13 protein-coding genes are annotated in these 14,302 nt (G+C 67.9%); 3 read left to right on the top strand and 10 right to left on the bottom strand.

Annotation, left to right across the window (positions count from 1 at the left end; translation table 11 throughout):
- Nucleotides 1–149: 149 nt before the first annotated feature.
- Nucleotides 150–536 carry a hypothetical protein gene (locus tag ACIHA7_RS24980; protein WP_397293384.1) on the bottom strand — a complete coding sequence of 129 codons (387 nt, stop codon included), beginning with the start codon at nt 534–536 and terminating at the stop codon, nt 150–152.
- A gap of 183 nt (nt 537–719) precedes the next feature.
- A complete protein-coding gene (locus ACIHA7_RS24975; protein ID WP_397293383.1) occupies nt 720–2,210 on the bottom strand; it encodes an ABC1 kinase family protein in 1,491 nt (496 codons plus the stop codon).
- A 106-nt stretch (nt 2,211–2,316) separates the two neighbouring features.
- Here ACIHA7_RS24975 and ACIHA7_RS24970 point away from each other — a divergent pair, with 106 nt between their 5' ends.
- Both ACIHA7_RS24970 and ACIHA7_RS24965 read left to right on the top strand, forming a co-directional pair.
- On the top strand, nt 2,317–3,093 hold the full coding sequence (locus ACIHA7_RS24970) for a GntR family transcriptional regulator (protein WP_397293382.1): 777 nt from the start codon (nt 2,317–2,319) through the stop codon (nt 3,091–3,093).
- 138 nt (nt 3,094–3,231) lie between these two features.
- Nucleotides 3,232–4,569 carry an ABC1 kinase family protein gene (locus tag ACIHA7_RS24965; RefSeq protein ID WP_397293381.1) on the top strand — a complete coding sequence of 446 codons (1,338 nt, stop codon included), beginning with the start codon at nt 3,232–3,234 and terminating at the stop codon, nt 4,567–4,569.
- Nucleotides 4,570–4,573: 4 nt separating this feature from the next.
- Here ACIHA7_RS24965 and ACIHA7_RS24960 read toward each other — a convergent pair whose 3' ends face one another.
- Nucleotides 4,574–5,167, bottom strand: a complete 594-nt coding sequence (locus tag ACIHA7_RS24960; RefSeq protein WP_397293380.1) for an SRPBCC family protein — start codon at nt 5,165–5,167, stop codon at nt 4,574–4,576.
- 327 nt (nt 5,168–5,494) lie between these two features.
- Here ACIHA7_RS24960 and ACIHA7_RS24955 point away from each other — a divergent pair, with 327 nt between their 5' ends.
- Nucleotides 5,495–6,457: a DUF5996 family protein gene (locus ACIHA7_RS24955; RefSeq protein WP_397293379.1), complete on the top strand. Its 963-nt coding sequence runs from the start codon at nt 5,495–5,497 to the stop codon at nt 6,455–6,457.
- On the opposite strand, the gene ACIHA7_RS24950 is transcribed toward ACIHA7_RS24955, so the two are convergent.
- The 7 genes from ACIHA7_RS24950 to ACIHA7_RS24920 form a co-directional block, all read right to left on the bottom strand.
- Entirely contained in the window at nt 6,458–7,582 is a 1,125-nt protein-coding gene (locus ACIHA7_RS24950; protein ID WP_397293378.1) for an NAD(P)H-dependent flavin oxidoreductase, read from the bottom strand.
- Nucleotides 7,583–7,811: 229 nt separating this feature from the next.
- Entirely contained in the window at nt 7,812–9,167 is a 1,356-nt protein-coding gene (locus tag ACIHA7_RS24945) for a wax ester/triacylglycerol synthase family O-acyltransferase (protein WP_397293377.1), read from the bottom strand.
- A gap of 133 nt (nt 9,168–9,300) precedes the next feature.
- Complete coding sequence (locus tag ACIHA7_RS24940; RefSeq protein ID WP_397293376.1) at nt 9,301–9,954, bottom strand: class I SAM-dependent DNA methyltransferase; 654 nt, start codon at nt 9,952–9,954, stop codon at nt 9,301–9,303.
- A 29-nt stretch (nt 9,955–9,983) separates the two neighbouring features.
- A complete protein-coding gene (locus ACIHA7_RS24935; protein ID WP_397293375.1) occupies nt 9,984–10,424 on the bottom strand; it encodes a nuclear transport factor 2 family protein in 441 nt (146 codons plus the stop codon).
- A 49-nt stretch (nt 10,425–10,473) separates the two neighbouring features.
- Nucleotides 10,474–11,421, bottom strand: coding sequence for a DMT family transporter (locus ACIHA7_RS24930; RefSeq protein ID WP_397293374.1), 948 nt, complete (start codon nt 11,419–11,421; stop codon nt 10,474–10,476).
- A 174-nt stretch (nt 11,422–11,595) separates the two neighbouring features.
- Nucleotides 11,596–12,327, bottom strand: coding sequence for an arginase family protein (locus ACIHA7_RS24925; protein ID WP_397293373.1), 732 nt, complete (start codon nt 12,325–12,327; stop codon nt 11,596–11,598).
- Nucleotides 12,328–12,502: 175 nt separating this feature from the next.
- A complete protein-coding gene (locus ACIHA7_RS24920; protein ID WP_397293372.1) occupies nt 12,503–14,152 on the bottom strand; it encodes a cutinase family protein in 1,650 nt (549 codons plus the stop codon).
- Nucleotides 14,153–14,302: the final 150 nt, after the last annotated feature.

Genomic DNA, 14,302 nt, shown 5'->3' with positions numbered 1-14,302 from the left:
GGTCGAACCACTCGCGATCATATTGCGCGGTGCACGCCGCCGCCGCTGGTGTTCGTTTTGTGCGCGGGTGGGCGGTGCGCTCGTTGGGAGTGGTCGAGCCGGGAAGGCCCGCGTGCGGTCCCGCGACCGCGCGGCTCAGGTTTTGCCGGTTACCACGTGGCCGTGCCGGACTGTTCGACCGGTCGGGCGCCCGAAAAACGCGCGGCGAGGAAGGCGAGGTAGGCGATGAAGCCCACGGACCCGAGCGGCCTGCTCCGCCGGAAGGTGATCGCCAGTCCCAGCACTACTTCGGTGAGCCCGTTGCGATAGGTCCAGCGGCGGGTGGCGCGGGGGAAGGCGCGTGCGGTCAGCGGATCGAAGGCCTGCGGAGCCGTGAAATGCGCCGCGCCGGTGCCTGCGAGTCCGAGTCCGAATGCCCGCGCGCGCAGGCTGTCCGGTGGCCGTGCCGGGAGCACGACGGGATGTTGCGGCGGACTGCCCGCCGCCCGCGTTCGGCTTGCCTTGCGGCGCTTACGACGGCCGATGATTCTGCCCATGCTTCTCCTCGGTAGGCGCTAGGTGCGGACGCTCGGCCGACGGCTGCGGCAGAACTCGGCCGACTGACTGTCGGCCTCCCGCATGGCTGGCGGGGCGGTTATCCAAACCCTAGCACTGTCTGAGACAGATCGTCTGGCTACCTGACCTCGCCCCTTGATGCGGCGGCGGGAGTTTGTGCCTGCTCAGCCGACCGACATCTGGCGATTCGCGGCCTCGGCGCGCTGCTCGCGCACCGCGGCCAAGTCCACCGGCCGGTCCGGGGCGGGATCCTCGACCGTGCCGAGCGCCTCGGCCAGTATCGGCATCCAGCGCAGGATCTCCTCGCGGTACGGGCCCTCGGTCTCCAGCTGGCTCAGCACGCCGACCAGCGTGAGCGCGGCCCGGGCGAACGGCGTGAAGTAGGCGGGCATCGTCATCTCCCGCACCACATTCGACAGCCGCGGATTGGTGGTGCGCAGCACCTGCTTGCGCAGCCACGGCGTCGTCATCCGATAGGTCGCGTGCTTGAAGGGCTCGCTGCACGGTTCGACAACGGCGAAGAGCGCGTCACTGTCGAACGCGCGGCCGAGGGTGACGAAGCCGTGCCGCCGGGTCGCCGCCGCCAGCTGCTCCGGCCCGCCGCCGGTGAAGAAGGCCTTGCAGTAGTCGATCGCCAGTTCCTCGAAACCCTCGGGCGGCCAAGCACAGCAGGCACCGAAGTCGACCACGCCGAGCCGCCCGTCGGGCAGCACCCGGAAGTTACCGGGATGCGGGTCGGCGTAGAGCAACCCGTGCCGTCCCCAGCCCGAGGTGACGAAACGAAGCATCAGCATGCCGACCCGATCGCGCTCGGCCTGCGCACCGGTGGCCACGATCCTGGTGAGCGGAGTGCCCTCGACCCACTCGGTGATCAGCACGTCACCGCACTGCGCGACCACCTCGGGCACGTAGAAGTCCGGGTCGTCCGCGTAGGCCGCGGCGAAGGCGCGCTGATACTCGGCCTCGGCCGCGTAGTCCAGTTCCTCCCGGACGCAGTCACAGATCGCCTCGGTGACCGCCTTGACGTCGGCGCCGGGCAGGAAGACGGTGGCCAGATGCGAGATCCGGCGCAGCTGCTCCAGATCACCCTCCACCGCCTGGCGACCACCGGGGTACATCACCTTGACCGCCACGGCCCTGCCGTCGTGCCACACCGCGCGATGCACCTGGCCGAGCGAGGCCGCGGCCGCCCGTCGATCGTCGAATTCCCGGAAGCTGTCGCGCCAGTCCGCACCCATGCTGGCCGCGATGGCCTCGTGCACGGTCCGCGGCAGCATGGCGGGGGCCGCGTCCTGCAGCTGGCTCAGCGCGATCCGATACGGTTCGGCCAGCTCCGGCGGCAGGGCCAATTCGTAAATCGCAAGCAGCTGACCGAGTTTCGCCGCGCAGCCCTTCAACTCGCCGAGTACCTCGAACATGTGCTGGGCGGTGCGCAATTGGATGTCTCGATTGACTTCTTCGGACGATCTGCCGAGGGCGCGTTTACCAACGCCCGCGGCCTGCCGACCGGCGAAGGCCAACGGCAGTGCGGCGAGCTTCGCATTGCGAACAGCGGTGCGAACTGGGGGTTTGCCGTCGGACCTCGACGCGAAAAGGCGCGAGCGCCTGCTCGTTGAACTCTCGTCTGAACTGTCGCCGCTGCGCCGGATCGCCATGACTCACCTCACACTGTGCGCCGACCAGTGTTACACACGTGCAGTCTGGCACAGTAGGCCTTAGACTGTCTGGGACGTATTCGAACGTAGTCGAAAGGTGACTTCGATGGGATCCCAGACGGTAGTCGCCGACGTTGCCGATGAGTTGGCACGCCGGGTTGCCGCGGGGGAGTATCAGCCGGGGGATCTCATGCCGTCCGTGCGGCAGGTGGCCGAAGAGTTCGACATGAACCGGGCGACCGCGCAGCTGACGCTGGGACGGCTGGAGACGAACGGATTCGTCGAGGCGCGCCGCGGCAAGGGTTTCACCATCCGCGATGTCCGCGAGGCAGGCGGCGTCGATGTGTATCGGCAGCTGTTCCGGTTCTCGATTCCGATGCCCGATGTCGCAACCGAGATGTTCCGCGACATCGTCGATGTCGAGCGCGGCATCGTGATGGAGACGCTGCTCGCCTACACCGGCAGCGAGCAGGCGATCGATCAGGCCGTCCTCAAGGCGGAGATCGACAAGCTGGAAGCCATTGCCCGACAGGACGATCCGGATCTGCGCCAGATCCTGGCCATCGAGGTCGGACTGGTCCGCAGGCTGCTCACCGCGCTCGGGCTCACCATGCAGCGGGCCATCATGAACTCGATCGGCGAGATGGTGCTCGAGGTGCCGGAGGCGGTCGAGGCGTTCTTCGCGGGCGCGCCGGACCTGCACGTGCTGGTCTGGCGGGCGCTCGCGGCGGTGTGGGACTCCGGTTCCGGGCCGTCGGACGCACAGGTCGCGCTGTTCGAGGATCTGTTCGGGATGTACCACGAGCGGGTGATCCTGCGCTTCGACGAGCTGGTCGGCGCGACGCACGAGCAAGCCGACAACGGGCACGCGGCGACCGCCTGACGGCGTCGTCCGCGTCCGCGTCCCCGATATTCCTCGCTGTTTCGCGCGGTCGCTGCGACTCATCCGACCGTATTGCCCCATTGTCTCACTGTCCCAGACAGAATAGGCTGAAGGGCAACGCGACGAAGCGAGGGAACCATGGCAGGCAGCAGGCGTAACGGGTTGGCGCGGTCGGCGAAGTTGGCAGGCCTGCCGATGAGCATCATGGCCCGCCGGGTCACCGCGACCGGGCGCGCGATCATGACCGGCGCGTCGCGCGACGACCTCGATGACGAGCTCATCGACAAGGCCGCCGACCAGATGTTCGCTGTGCTCGGCGAACTCAAGGGCGGCGCCATGAAACTCGGCCAGGCGTTGAGCGTGGCAGAGGCCAGCATTCCGCCCCGCTTCGCCGACCGCTACCGCGACGCGCTCACCAAGCTGCAGTCGCAGGCGCCGCCGATGCCGACCGGCTCCGTGCACCGCATGCTCGCCGAACAACTCGGCTCGCGCTGGCGCGAGCGCTGCACCGAGTTCGACGACAAGCCCGTCGCCGCGGCCAGCATCGGGCAGGTGCATCGCGCCGTCTGGCGCGACGGGCGCACGGTCGCGGTGAAGGTGCAGTACCCGGGCGCCGACGCGGCACTGATGTCGGACCTGAAGATGCTCCAGATGTTCTCCGGCGCTTTCGGTCTCATGATGCCGGGCGCGGACACCAAGGCGCTGATCGCGGAGTTCATCGACCGCACCGCCGACGAACTCGACTATCGGATCGAGGCCGACCATCAGCGCCGCTTCGCCAAGGTTTTCGCCGGTGACCCGGCCTTTCAGGTGCCGAGGGTGATCGCCAGCGCACCGAAAGTGCTTGTCACGGAGTGGCTGCAGGCCACCCCGCTGGCCGCGATCATCGCCGACGGCACCAAAGAGCAGCGCGACCGAGCGGGGCGGCTGCTCATAGAATTCTCGCTGTCCTCGCCGGTGCGAGCCGGGTATCTGCATTGCGATCCGCATCCGGGCAACTTCCAGCTGCTCGACGACGGGCGCCTCGGGATCATCGATTTCGGCGCGTCGATCGCGCTGCCCGCGGGCATTCCGGCGGTGATCGGTGAGCTGGCTCGCTGTGCGGTGCGCGAAGACTATGCACAGTTGGCGATCGTGCTGCGCGACAACGGCTTCGTGCGGCCCGGTCACACGCTGGAGCTCGGCCCGATCGAGCGGCTGGTCGCGCCGATCGTGGCGCAGATCAGTGGCGAGAGCGTACACATCAGCCGAGAACTGTTGCAGGGGCACACCGCTCGCGCGCTGGACATGAAGAATGTGTCGCTGGCCAACACCAGAGCGGTCAAGGCGCCCGCCGAGATTCCCGAGCTGGCTATGCTCGGACGCGTCTTCGCCGGCGTCGTCGGGGTGTGCGCCCAGCTCGACGCGGAAGGACCGTTCGTCGAGCTGGTCGCGCGCTGGCTGCCCGGTTTCGGCGCGGACGGCGCCGCGGCCTGAGCGCTCAGAGGCGACTGGCGAGCCCGCGCAGGCTCCACCGCGCGAACGGCCGGGCCAGTGGGGCGAAGAGCTGATACGGCAGCAGCCACCCGAGGCGTGGCTGTGCGGCCAGCGTCCAGGTGAGCGTGGTCGCGCCGGAATCCGTTGGGCTGAGCACATATTCCTCGGCGATCGACTTGACGGCGAACGGCACCGAGGAGGTGGTCGCGGTCAGCGCGAGCCGATGCCCCTCCTCCCTGGCGACGACCTGTTCCGCGCCTGCGACCAGAAAGCCGTCGAAGACGCGGGTGGCGCCGACGCCGCGGTCCTGGTCGGGGTAGCGCATGCCGTTGATCAGCGGCAGCCAGGAGAAGAACCCGTTGGTGTCGAGCGCGGCCCAGACGCGCTCCGGTGACGCGTCGAAGGTGTGTGCGGTGGTGACCACGAAGCCCGCTGTGTTCTCGACGAAACGCTGGAGTTTGTCGGCGCGCACCGGCGTGAGCGAGCTGCCGCCACCGGCGATCGCGGTCTTGGCCGAGCGCCGCAACCCGATCAGCACGGCCACTGCGACGAGACCGAGTGCGAACAAGCCAGCGGCGGCGATGATCCAGGGCGTCATGGGGATTCTCCTCGTGCTGCTACTGCGGTGATCGACGGTGCGGCCGTCGATGCCGGGGTCATGCCGAAGTTCGGCGTACTCGTCTGCGGCCGTTGGTGCCCGATCTCTTCCACCGCTGTGTCGGCCGCACCCGCCTACCTTATGCTGTCTGAGACAGTGCGACCGAGGGATTGGCTGATCCAAGCCGTCGATCCGATTCCCGAGTCGTCCGCTCGGACGTGCTCGGCATCGAAGAACCAGCCGGTGACCGGCTGGACGCCGGCCCGCCGCCGGCCTTGCCGGGTGACGGTGGCGGGCCCGGTGGTCGCGGCGGCGTACCGTTTTCTCATGACCGTGCCATTCGAGCCGTTGCCCGCGATTCCGCTGGACTCCTGGCGGCCGACCAAAGAGACACTGCACCGCTTCGCCCAGATCGTCGGCAAGGTGGCGCTGGCCAAGGGCGTCCGGCGCAACCACTGGTGGCACATGACCTACCGGCTCACCGCCCGCGGCTGGACCACGGTCCCGCTCGGGTCCGCCCGCAACGGGCCGGTCTTCACCTGCGCGTTCGACTTCTTCGATCACGTGCTGCGGATCGCCACCGATCAGGGCACCCAGGTCGAGATCGATCTCGTCGACCAGTCGGTGGCCACCTTCTACGGCGCCGTGCGCAACGGCCTGCGCGACCTGGACGTGGATGTCGTGCTGGCGCACCCGTACCCGTTCGACCTGCCGGACGCGCACCGGCCGTTCGAGGACGACGACGAACATCGTGACTACGATCCGGACAAGGCGCGTCACGCTTTTCAGGTACAGAGCCAGGTCGGCCGGGTGCTCGAGGAGTTCAGCGCGACCTTCTCCGGCAAGATCAGCCCGGTCCAATTGTTCTGGCACACCTTCGATATCGCGGTGCAGCGGTTCTCGCCGCGACACATCGAGATGCCCGACACGGTGGATCCGGTGACCCGCGAGGCGTACTCGCGCGAGGTGATCAGCTCCGGTTTCTGGTTCGGCGACGACAAGGTGCCGGAGCCGACGTTCTACTCCTACACCGCACCCGAGCCCGCCGGCCTGGCTGACCGTGCGCTGACCCCCGAGGGTGCCCACTGGATCACCGCGGGCGCGGGCCACTCGGCGTACTACCCGTACGACGCCGCCCGCGCGACCGCCGACCCGGTCGGCGCCGCGCTCGAGTTCTTCCAGTCCGTCTACTCGAACGGTGCCGAGCTGGCCGGGTGGGATACCGACCAGCTGGCCTGCGCGGGCGGCATCACCGACCCGGTGCTGCGCGACAAGGGTTGGCTGGAGTGACTACAGCCCGCCGTTGAGTTTATTGAGGCGGTCGCAGGATTCGACGTACTCCTGGATCAGCCGATTCACCACATCGGCGGAGCGCTCGACCTTGGTCATCATGCCGACCACCTGACCGACCGGATTGAAGTTCACGTCCTTGGCCGCCTCCGGGTAGCGGTGCCCGCGCTTGACGCCGTCCAGCGCCACCATCATCTGCAGCGGCATGGGCAGCGGGTCGGGGGTGTCGGCCTGCTCCCAGGCGTCGGTCCAGTCGTTGCGCAGCATCCGGCACGGCTTGCCGGTCCACGACCGCGAGCGCACGGTGTCGTGGCTGGACGCGTCGATGTAGGTCTGCATCTGGGCGGGCGGCACATTGGCCTCCTCGACGGTCAGCCACAGCGAACCGGTCCACGCGCCCGCCGCGCCCATCGCCATGGCGGCGGCGACCTGGCGGCCGTTGCCGATGCCGCCCGCCGCGAGTACCGGCAGGTCGCCGACGGCGTCGATCACCTGCGGCCACAGCACCAGCGAGGAGATCTCGCCGCAGTGCCCGCCGCCCTCGGTGCCCTGGCAGACGACGAAGTCCAGGCCCGCGTTCTTGTGATTGAGCGCGTGTTTCACCGAGCCGCACAGCGCGCCGATGAGCCGGCCGGAGTCCTGCACCTGCTTGATCACGTCGTCCGGCGGGGTGCCGAGTGCGTTGGCGACCAGCTTGGCCTTCGGGTGCCGCAGGATCACCTCCACCTGCGGGGCCGCGGTGGTCGCGGTCCAGCCGAGCAGCTGGTTGTGCCGCTCGCCGTCGGGCAGCGCGGGCACACCGTGGTCGGCCAGGATCTTCTCGGCGAAATCCCGGTGGCCGTGCGGAACCAGTTCGGCCAGTTTGGCTTCCAGCTCTTCGGGGGTCAGGCCGTCGATGCCCTGGCCCTCGTACTTGCTCGGAATCACCAGGTCGACGCCGTACACGCCGTGCACATGTTCGTCGAGCCAGGCCAGCTCGACCTCGAGCTCCTCGGCGGTGAAGCCGACCGCACCGAGCACGCCGAGCCCGCCGGCATTGCTGACCGCGGCCGCCACGTCGCGGCAGTGGGTGAACGCGAAGATGGGGAATTCGATCCCGAGCCGTTCGCAGATTTCGGTACGCATGGCGTGCTGGTCTCCCTCACTGCTCCGCCGCCGCGAACGACGAGCAGCAGCTTGTCCTAGAACGAGTTACATAGTTGTCCGCGGTGCTCGTCAGCTCACGCTCGAACCCAGACGCGTCGAATCGGCCGCGAGCCGCGGGTATCGCCGTGTCGCGGCCGCGGCTTCCTCGACTGGTCTGTGCACCATCATCTGACAGTAACACGTTCTAGTTTTGCTCGGCAGGCCTCTTTCAGACGGCGGCTTCCTCCAGCGCGGTCAACGCGTCTTCGAGGTGGTCGAGCAGGCGGGGGAGTTCCGGGACGCTGCGCCGGCAGCCCACCAGACCGAAGTCGAGATTGTCCGCGTTGGTGGTCAGCGTGATGTTCACAGCCTGGCCGTCGAACGGGATGGACATCGGGTAGGTGGCGTCGAGACGAGCACCATTCCAATACATGGGTTCGCGGGGGCCAGGCACGTTCGAGATGACGATATTGAACGGCGGATTGGTCAGCGGCACCAGGCCGGGCAGCAGGCTGAGCGCGATCGGGCTGACCATCAGGGCCGACAGCGCCATCGTCTGCAGGTTCGACAGCGAGCCGTACACCTCCTTGCTCTTGCGCATCGACTCGCTCACCACCCGCAGCCGTTCCAGCGGGTCGGCGATGTCGGTGCCGAGATTGCACAGCGCCGCACCGACCTTCACGCCGTTGGTCTCCACGTCGTCCGGGCTGCGCAACGACATCGGCACCATGGCGATCAACGGCTTGTCCGGCAACTCGTCTCGTTCCGCGAGGTAGGCGCGCAGCGCACCGGCGGACATGCTCAGCACCACGTCGTTGATGGTCGACCCGGTGGCCTTCTTGACCTGCTTGATCCGCTCCAGCGGCCAGGACCGGACCACGGTGCGGCGGGCGCCGCCGATCGGCACGTTGAACATGGTGCGCGGCGCCTCGAACGGCATGGTCAGTTGCTGCTCGACCAGAATCGAGCGCGCGGTCCGCAGCAGGGCGGGCCCGGATGCGGCCGCCGACAACACGTTTCGGGCCGCGCCACGCAGCCCACCGGTCGACTCCGCGGCGGGTTCGCGCGGCGTCCTCGGTAGGTTCCACGGGACCTTGGCCTCGGTCGCGCTCGGATCGTTGGTCAAGGTCCGCTGGATGACCCGTTGCGCGGAGACGCCGTCGATCAACGCGTGATGCATCTTCGAGTAGACGGCGAAGCGGCCGTCGGCGAGGCCCTCGATGAGGTAGATCTCCCACAGCGGGCGGTGCCGGTCGAGCAGGGTGCTGTGCAAGCCGGACGCGAGCTCCACCAGCTGATCCATCCGGCCGGGGCGCGGTACCGCGAGGCGGCGGACGTGGTACTCGAGTTCGACGTCGTCGGCCTTGGTCCAGGCCAGCTGCGGCGCGCCGAACAGGGTGGCCGGATGTTTACGGAAAGTCGAGTCAATGTCCTTGCACGCCAGCAACTTCTCGTGCGTCAGCCTGGCGAAGTCGGGCCCGGCGTCTTCGGGCGCCTCGAACAGTTGCAGCGAGCCGACGTGCATCGGGTGTTCGCGGGATTCGGCGAGCAGGAAGACGGCATCAATCGGTGCGATGAGGTCCATGGTGTGGTCGCCCCCTGACGACAGTGGTGTGGTTGCAAACGAATCGACCACGTTGTCGGGCGGGCCCGCGCGCAGCCATGAATCCTGCGCGACACCACCAACTTACCTGGCCCGGGCGGTGACCGCCCGGTCTTCACCGAACCTTCACTGCCAGTAAATAGCCCTGTGGGAACCGCTCGCCCGGATCCGGTTCCCGGACCATCCTGGTGTGCACCGTGAACCCGGCGTCCCGCAACAGTGCGGCAAGCCGCTCCGGTGCCCACCGGTAGGCGCGAGTCACCTTGTGGTCGAACGCTTCTACCGTGTCGGGGGTGTCGGTCGCGAAAAATGCCAGCAACGCGTGCCCTTGCACCGTTAATACCCGATTGAACTCAGCCAACACATCCGGGACTCGTTCCGGCGGAAGATGGATGATCGAGTACCACGCGACGAGCCCGCGCAACGAGCCGTCGGCCAGGGCCAGCTGTTCCATCGTGCCCTCGTGGAAGGACAGCTCCGGGTACCGGCGCCGCGCGATGCCGATCATCTCCGGCGACAGATCGATGCCGAAGGCGGGCACACCGAGGGTGTGCAGGTGTGCGGTGAGCCGCCCCGGTCCGCAACCGACGTCGGCGACGGCACCGGAACCGTTGGCCTGCAACAGTTCCGCGAACACTCCCAACATGGCGCGGTCGTGTGGCTGGCCGGCCAGGTGGTTCTCGACGAACTCCGTATAGATCTCCGCGATGCCGTCGTATGCGTCACGGGTGCTGTCCACGTCTGCCGGGGTGCTCCTATTTCCTGCCACCCCAACATCATCCAGATCGCGCCGGGGGATCAGTCGTCGGCCTCGAAGGCTTGCGCGACGGCGAGGCTGTCCTCGTACACGTGATGCCTGGTGATCAGTCCCGCCTCGACGGTCAGGTGCAGCGCGAAGCGGGCGCGGTAGGCGCGGCCGGTGCTGCGCGCGGTCTGCCGGATCTCGCCGAGCATCACCGCGTGGTCGCCGTCGACGAGGACGCGTTCGATCTCGGTCGCCGCCTGTTCGGGCACGTGATGCTCGGCGATCGCGCGGAAGTGCGCGGCGGATTCGGCGCCGGTCGAGCGGTGCCGGATCCAGGGTGTCGCGGCGCGACCGTGCTCGGCCGCCGGCCAATCCAGTTTCCAGTCCACCTCGTCGGCGTACAGCTCGGCGATCGCGTCGGCGTCGCCGGAACCGATGCGGCGCAACAGTTCCGCTACTACGGCGTGGGTGGTTGTTGTGGTCGTCGACGACACGGCCGATCCCTCCGATCTCGCTGCCGCCGCCGATCGCGGCGGCGAGCCATCATTCTGGCCGCGCTCGGTGGACGCCGTCGATTACCTCTCGGGTAATTGGACCGCCGCTTCCGGCGCCGCGGGTGTTTTGCACAGCGCCTCCTCCGGTGTTTCGCGACTGCGCGGTGCCAAGGATGGAGCCGAGGATCACCAGCGGGAAGCCGATCGCCATGCCCGCCGTGAGCGGTTCGCCGAGCGCCGCGACGCCGAGCACGATGGCCACCGCGGGGTTGATGTAGGTGATCACCGTAGCGCGGGCCGGGCCCACCTCGGAGATGAGGGCGAAGAACAACAGGAACGCCGCCGCCGTGCAGATCAGCGCGAGGCCGAGTACCGACAAGGTGGCGTCGGCGGGATAGCTGGTCGGCCTGCGCAATGCGGCGAACGGTGCGTAGACCACGGCGGCGATGATCAGCGACGCCGTCACCACGCCGAGCGGTGGCAGGTCGGCCAGCGACCGATTGATGACGATCGGGCCGACCGCGTAACCGATGGTGGTCAACGCGAGCGCGCCTAGGGCGGCGGGGCTGGACAGGTCGATATCGAGGCCGATCAGCGTGGCCACCCCGGCGAACCCGACCAGCAGACCGGTCAACCGGCGCCGGTCGAAGCGGTCGTGGCCGAGTGTGGTCACGGTGACCACCGCGATCAACGGCGTCGCCGCCAGCAACAACCCGACGGTCGAACTGTGCAGCGTGGTCTCCGCGTACCCGATGAAAAACCACGGCCCGACGATCTCAGCCACCGTGTACAGCAGCAGCGGCCGCCAGCGCCGGAACACCGGAGCCAACGCCTTGGTGTACAACGCGATAGGCAACAGCACCAGCGCACCGAGCGATGTCCTGGCGAACGCGACGACCACCGGATCGAAGTCCTCGACGGCAATCCGGATCATCGCGTAGGGCACGCCCCAGATCACACCCATCGCGAGGAACAGTGCCCACCCGCGCCGTGTCACGCGGCCATCCCTCGGCACAGAACAGATATACGGGTTATTGGCATGCTCCACTCGCTTTCGATCGAACGGGAGCTTATACAGAAGGTCCGATGATCGGACAGATCCACTTTTCGGGGCTGGACCAGGCCAGTCGGCTACAGCACGTCGGGGCGTCGGCGTACTCGACCGAAGGTTTCAGACGGTATCGACCAACGGGCGCATGCGATCGGCGGCACCCTGGTCGTCGCGCCAGGTGCAGGCCAGACCGAAGGCGGCCACCCGGCCCGTGTCCACGATCGCGCGCACCGCGCCGGAGACCGCCGGCAAACTCGGTCCGCCCGGCGCGGGGAAGAGCAGGCCGGGCAGGTCGCCGGGGTCGACCACATCGCAGTCGAGATGCAGATAGATCGGGCCGTCCGGCAGCTCACCCAGGTCGGCCACGGTGCGGTGCCTGATCCGTGCCGTGCGCAAAAACTCCGCCTCCGGCGGATCGAGATCACGACCATCGACCAGCACAGCGCGTTCTTCGGGTATGTCGCGCAAGCCGATTCGATCCGCGATCAGCTGCCGCCCGTACCCGGTCAGCATCCGCAGCGGCATCCCACCGAGATACCCGGAGGCGGAGGTCTCCAGGGTCTGCACATCGCCGTGCGCGTCGAACCACACGATCGCGGGATCCAACCCCGCCCGCTGCAGTCCGGCCACTATCCCCAACGAGGTCGTGCAGTCACCCGACGCCACCACCGGCCGCTCGCCCTTCCGGACAGACCCCGCAACCCTTTCCGCGACAACCTCGTACACCACCGCCATTCGCGCCCATGGATCGTCCACCTCCGGCAGATCCACCGTGATCACCTCGTCCGGCGTCACCGGCGCATCCAGTTCCGGACGGTGTTCATCGAGGTGGTACGGCACGAGAAAACGCATGCGCCCGAGCCTAATTCGATACCGGGTGGTCGGCACTCGATTATTGATCTCGGCCCGAGCCGAGCGTTCATTCGTCGGCCTTGCCCTCGCTGCCGATGCAGACGGAAAACCCTGCCCGGCGCGTGGGTGCGCCGGGCAGGGTGCTCGGTTCAGTGGACCGACGGTCCGCTGGCTATTACTTCGTGCTGGTGGTGCTCGGTGCCGCGGACTCCGTGGTGGTGGGCGGCACGGTGGTGGTCGGCTTGGCGGTCTCGGTCGGGGTGACCGAGGTCGGAGCCGGTGTGGTGGTCGACTGCGGGACGACTGTAGAGGTGGTGGTCGGTGACGCCGACGTGGTCGGCGTCGTGGTGGGTGCGGTGCTGCTGGTGGTGGGCGCGGCAGTGGTGGTCGGCGTCGCGCTCTTGGTCGGCGTGGCGGTCGGCAGCGTCGAGGTGGCCGCGGCCGCCTTGTACGCGGCGGCGAGGTCCGCTTCTTCCGGCTTGGCGGTGGTGTCGACCTTCTTGCCCGCCTGCGCCTGCTTGGCCAGGTGGGTGATCCAGGCGGCCGCGTATTCGGCGGAGGTGAGCGGCTTTCCGTTGGCCGGGTCGGCGTCGCGCCAGTAGTCGAAGTGGTGACCGGTGTGGTTCGGCCCGAGGGTGAGCTTGTACGGATCGTTCATCACCACCGGGATGGTGTTCTGGTTCGTCACGATGAGGCCGACGATCTCGTTCAGGATTTTCTGCGGCAGGTAGGCCAGCGGCGACATGTCGTCGGCGGCGATCGCATCGGCCTTCACCGGAGTCTTCGGCGCCTGGCCCGGCTTGTAGGCCGGATCCGACACCTTCAGCAGCACCTGCAGGAAGGTCTCGTCGCTCTTCAGCCAGTTCGGCTGCGACTGGATGTCGGCGAACGCGGCCAGCGCGATGCGGCTGAGCACGACAGCGACGTCCTGCCCGGTCGCCGGTGTGAGGCCGTCCTTTTCGAGGGCGTCGACATTGATCTGCCTGCCGACATTGACCACGAGTTGCAGCAGCGAGATGTTCTCCGGTGCGGCACAGGTGAGATCGCCGTCGGAACAGAACGACGCGATCCTGCCGTTCAGGGCGCCGAAATCACCGCTGGTCCCCGGCAGGGCACCCTGGCCCGGCGTCGGGTTCTTCCCGTTCTGATACTTCTGGTCGAAGCCGTCCGGATTGCCGAAGGGATCCTTCGAGCCGGGGAACGGTCCGTCACCGGCTCCGCGACCGGAGTCGGCGAGAATGACGACACCGACGACATTGGCCGGATCGACGATCCCGTAGGCCCCGTCCTTGTCGGCTTCCTGATGCCCGACCTTCATCGCGACCCGACGCACGACGTCGGCGCCCTCGCTGTAGCCGACGATGGAGAACTTGGTGTCCGGACAGGCCTTCGCGATCTCCCGCATCACCTGCTCGGTATTGGCGGCGCCTGCGTTGACGGCGTCCTCGTAGGTCGCCATGTTCGCCGGGTACGCGATGTAGATCGCGGCGTAGGAGCCGGGTTCGACGGCACCGTTGGGCGCGTTGACGACCGGGTCGACCCATTCGCTCTTGTGGTCACCGGACAGCGCGGCGGGCAACTCCTTGCCGTCGGCGTCGACCAGCAGTTTCGTCGTCCCCGCGACGGGTGTGTCCCCGCGGCCCGCCACCGAGATGCTCACCATGTCGTGGCACTCGGTGACCGACGACGTGAGCTGCGTATCCCGCGTCTGTGGCGTCGACGTCAGTGCGAACGTGGTGGCCACGACCGCCGCCAGCCCGAGCACCGCGGGCGCCGCGACGGCGGTCGCGATTCGATGTCGCGCGAAGAACTCGCGAAATTCCATGTCCTGATCCCCATTCCAATTACCGGCACGTGGACGGGCAGGGCCCCCCGAGGCCATGCGTCACCAGGAACGTCGTGGATGGGGCGGCGATCGTTACGCAGCCGAGCTCCTGAGGCGACGAGCAACACAAACGAGTAACACTGCGGGGAG

This window comes from Nocardia sp. NPDC052316 (genome assembly GCF_044547795.1).
Classification (GTDB): Bacteria; Actinomycetota; Actinomycetes; order Mycobacteriales; family Mycobacteriaceae; genus Nocardia.
This window is presented reverse-complemented; position numbering and strand designations above follow the sequence as displayed.

Excerpts from the sequence above, each read along its gene's own strand:
- ACIHA7_RS24975 (WP_397293383.1), bottom strand. The coding sequence starts at position 2,210 with ATGGCGATCCGGCGCAGCGGCGACAGTTCAGACGAGAGTTCAACGAGC.
- ACIHA7_RS24950 (WP_397293378.1), bottom strand. The coding sequence starts at position 7,582 with ATGCGTACCGAAATCTGCGAACGGCTCGGGATCGAATTCCCCATCTTC.
- ACIHA7_RS24970 (WP_397293382.1), top strand. The coding sequence starts at position 2,317 with ATGGGATCCCAGACGGTAGTCGCCGACGTTGCCGATGAGTTGGCACGC.
- ACIHA7_RS24920 (WP_397293372.1), bottom strand. The coding sequence starts at position 14,152 with ATGGAATTTCGCGAGTTCTTCGCGCGACATCGAATCGCGACCGCCGTC.
- ACIHA7_RS24980 (WP_397293384.1), bottom strand. The coding sequence starts at position 536 with ATGGGCAGAATCATCGGCCGTCGTAAGCGCCGCAAGGCAAGCCGAACG.
- ACIHA7_RS24965 (WP_397293381.1), top strand. The coding sequence starts at position 3,232 with ATGGCAGGCAGCAGGCGTAACGGGTTGGCGCGGTCGGCGAAGTTGGCA.
- ACIHA7_RS24945 (WP_397293377.1), bottom strand. The coding sequence starts at position 9,167 with ATGGACCTCATCGCACCGATTGATGCCGTCTTCCTGCTCGCCGAATCC.
- ACIHA7_RS24955 (WP_397293379.1), top strand. The coding sequence starts at position 5,495 with ATGACCGTGCCATTCGAGCCGTTGCCCGCGATTCCGCTGGACTCCTGG.
- ACIHA7_RS24925 (WP_397293373.1), bottom strand. The coding sequence starts at position 12,327 with ATGCGTTTTCTCGTGCCGTACCACCTCGATGAACACCGTCCGGAACTG.
- ACIHA7_RS24960 (WP_397293380.1), bottom strand. The coding sequence starts at position 5,167 with ATGACGCCCTGGATCATCGCCGCCGCTGGCTTGTTCGCACTCGGTCTC.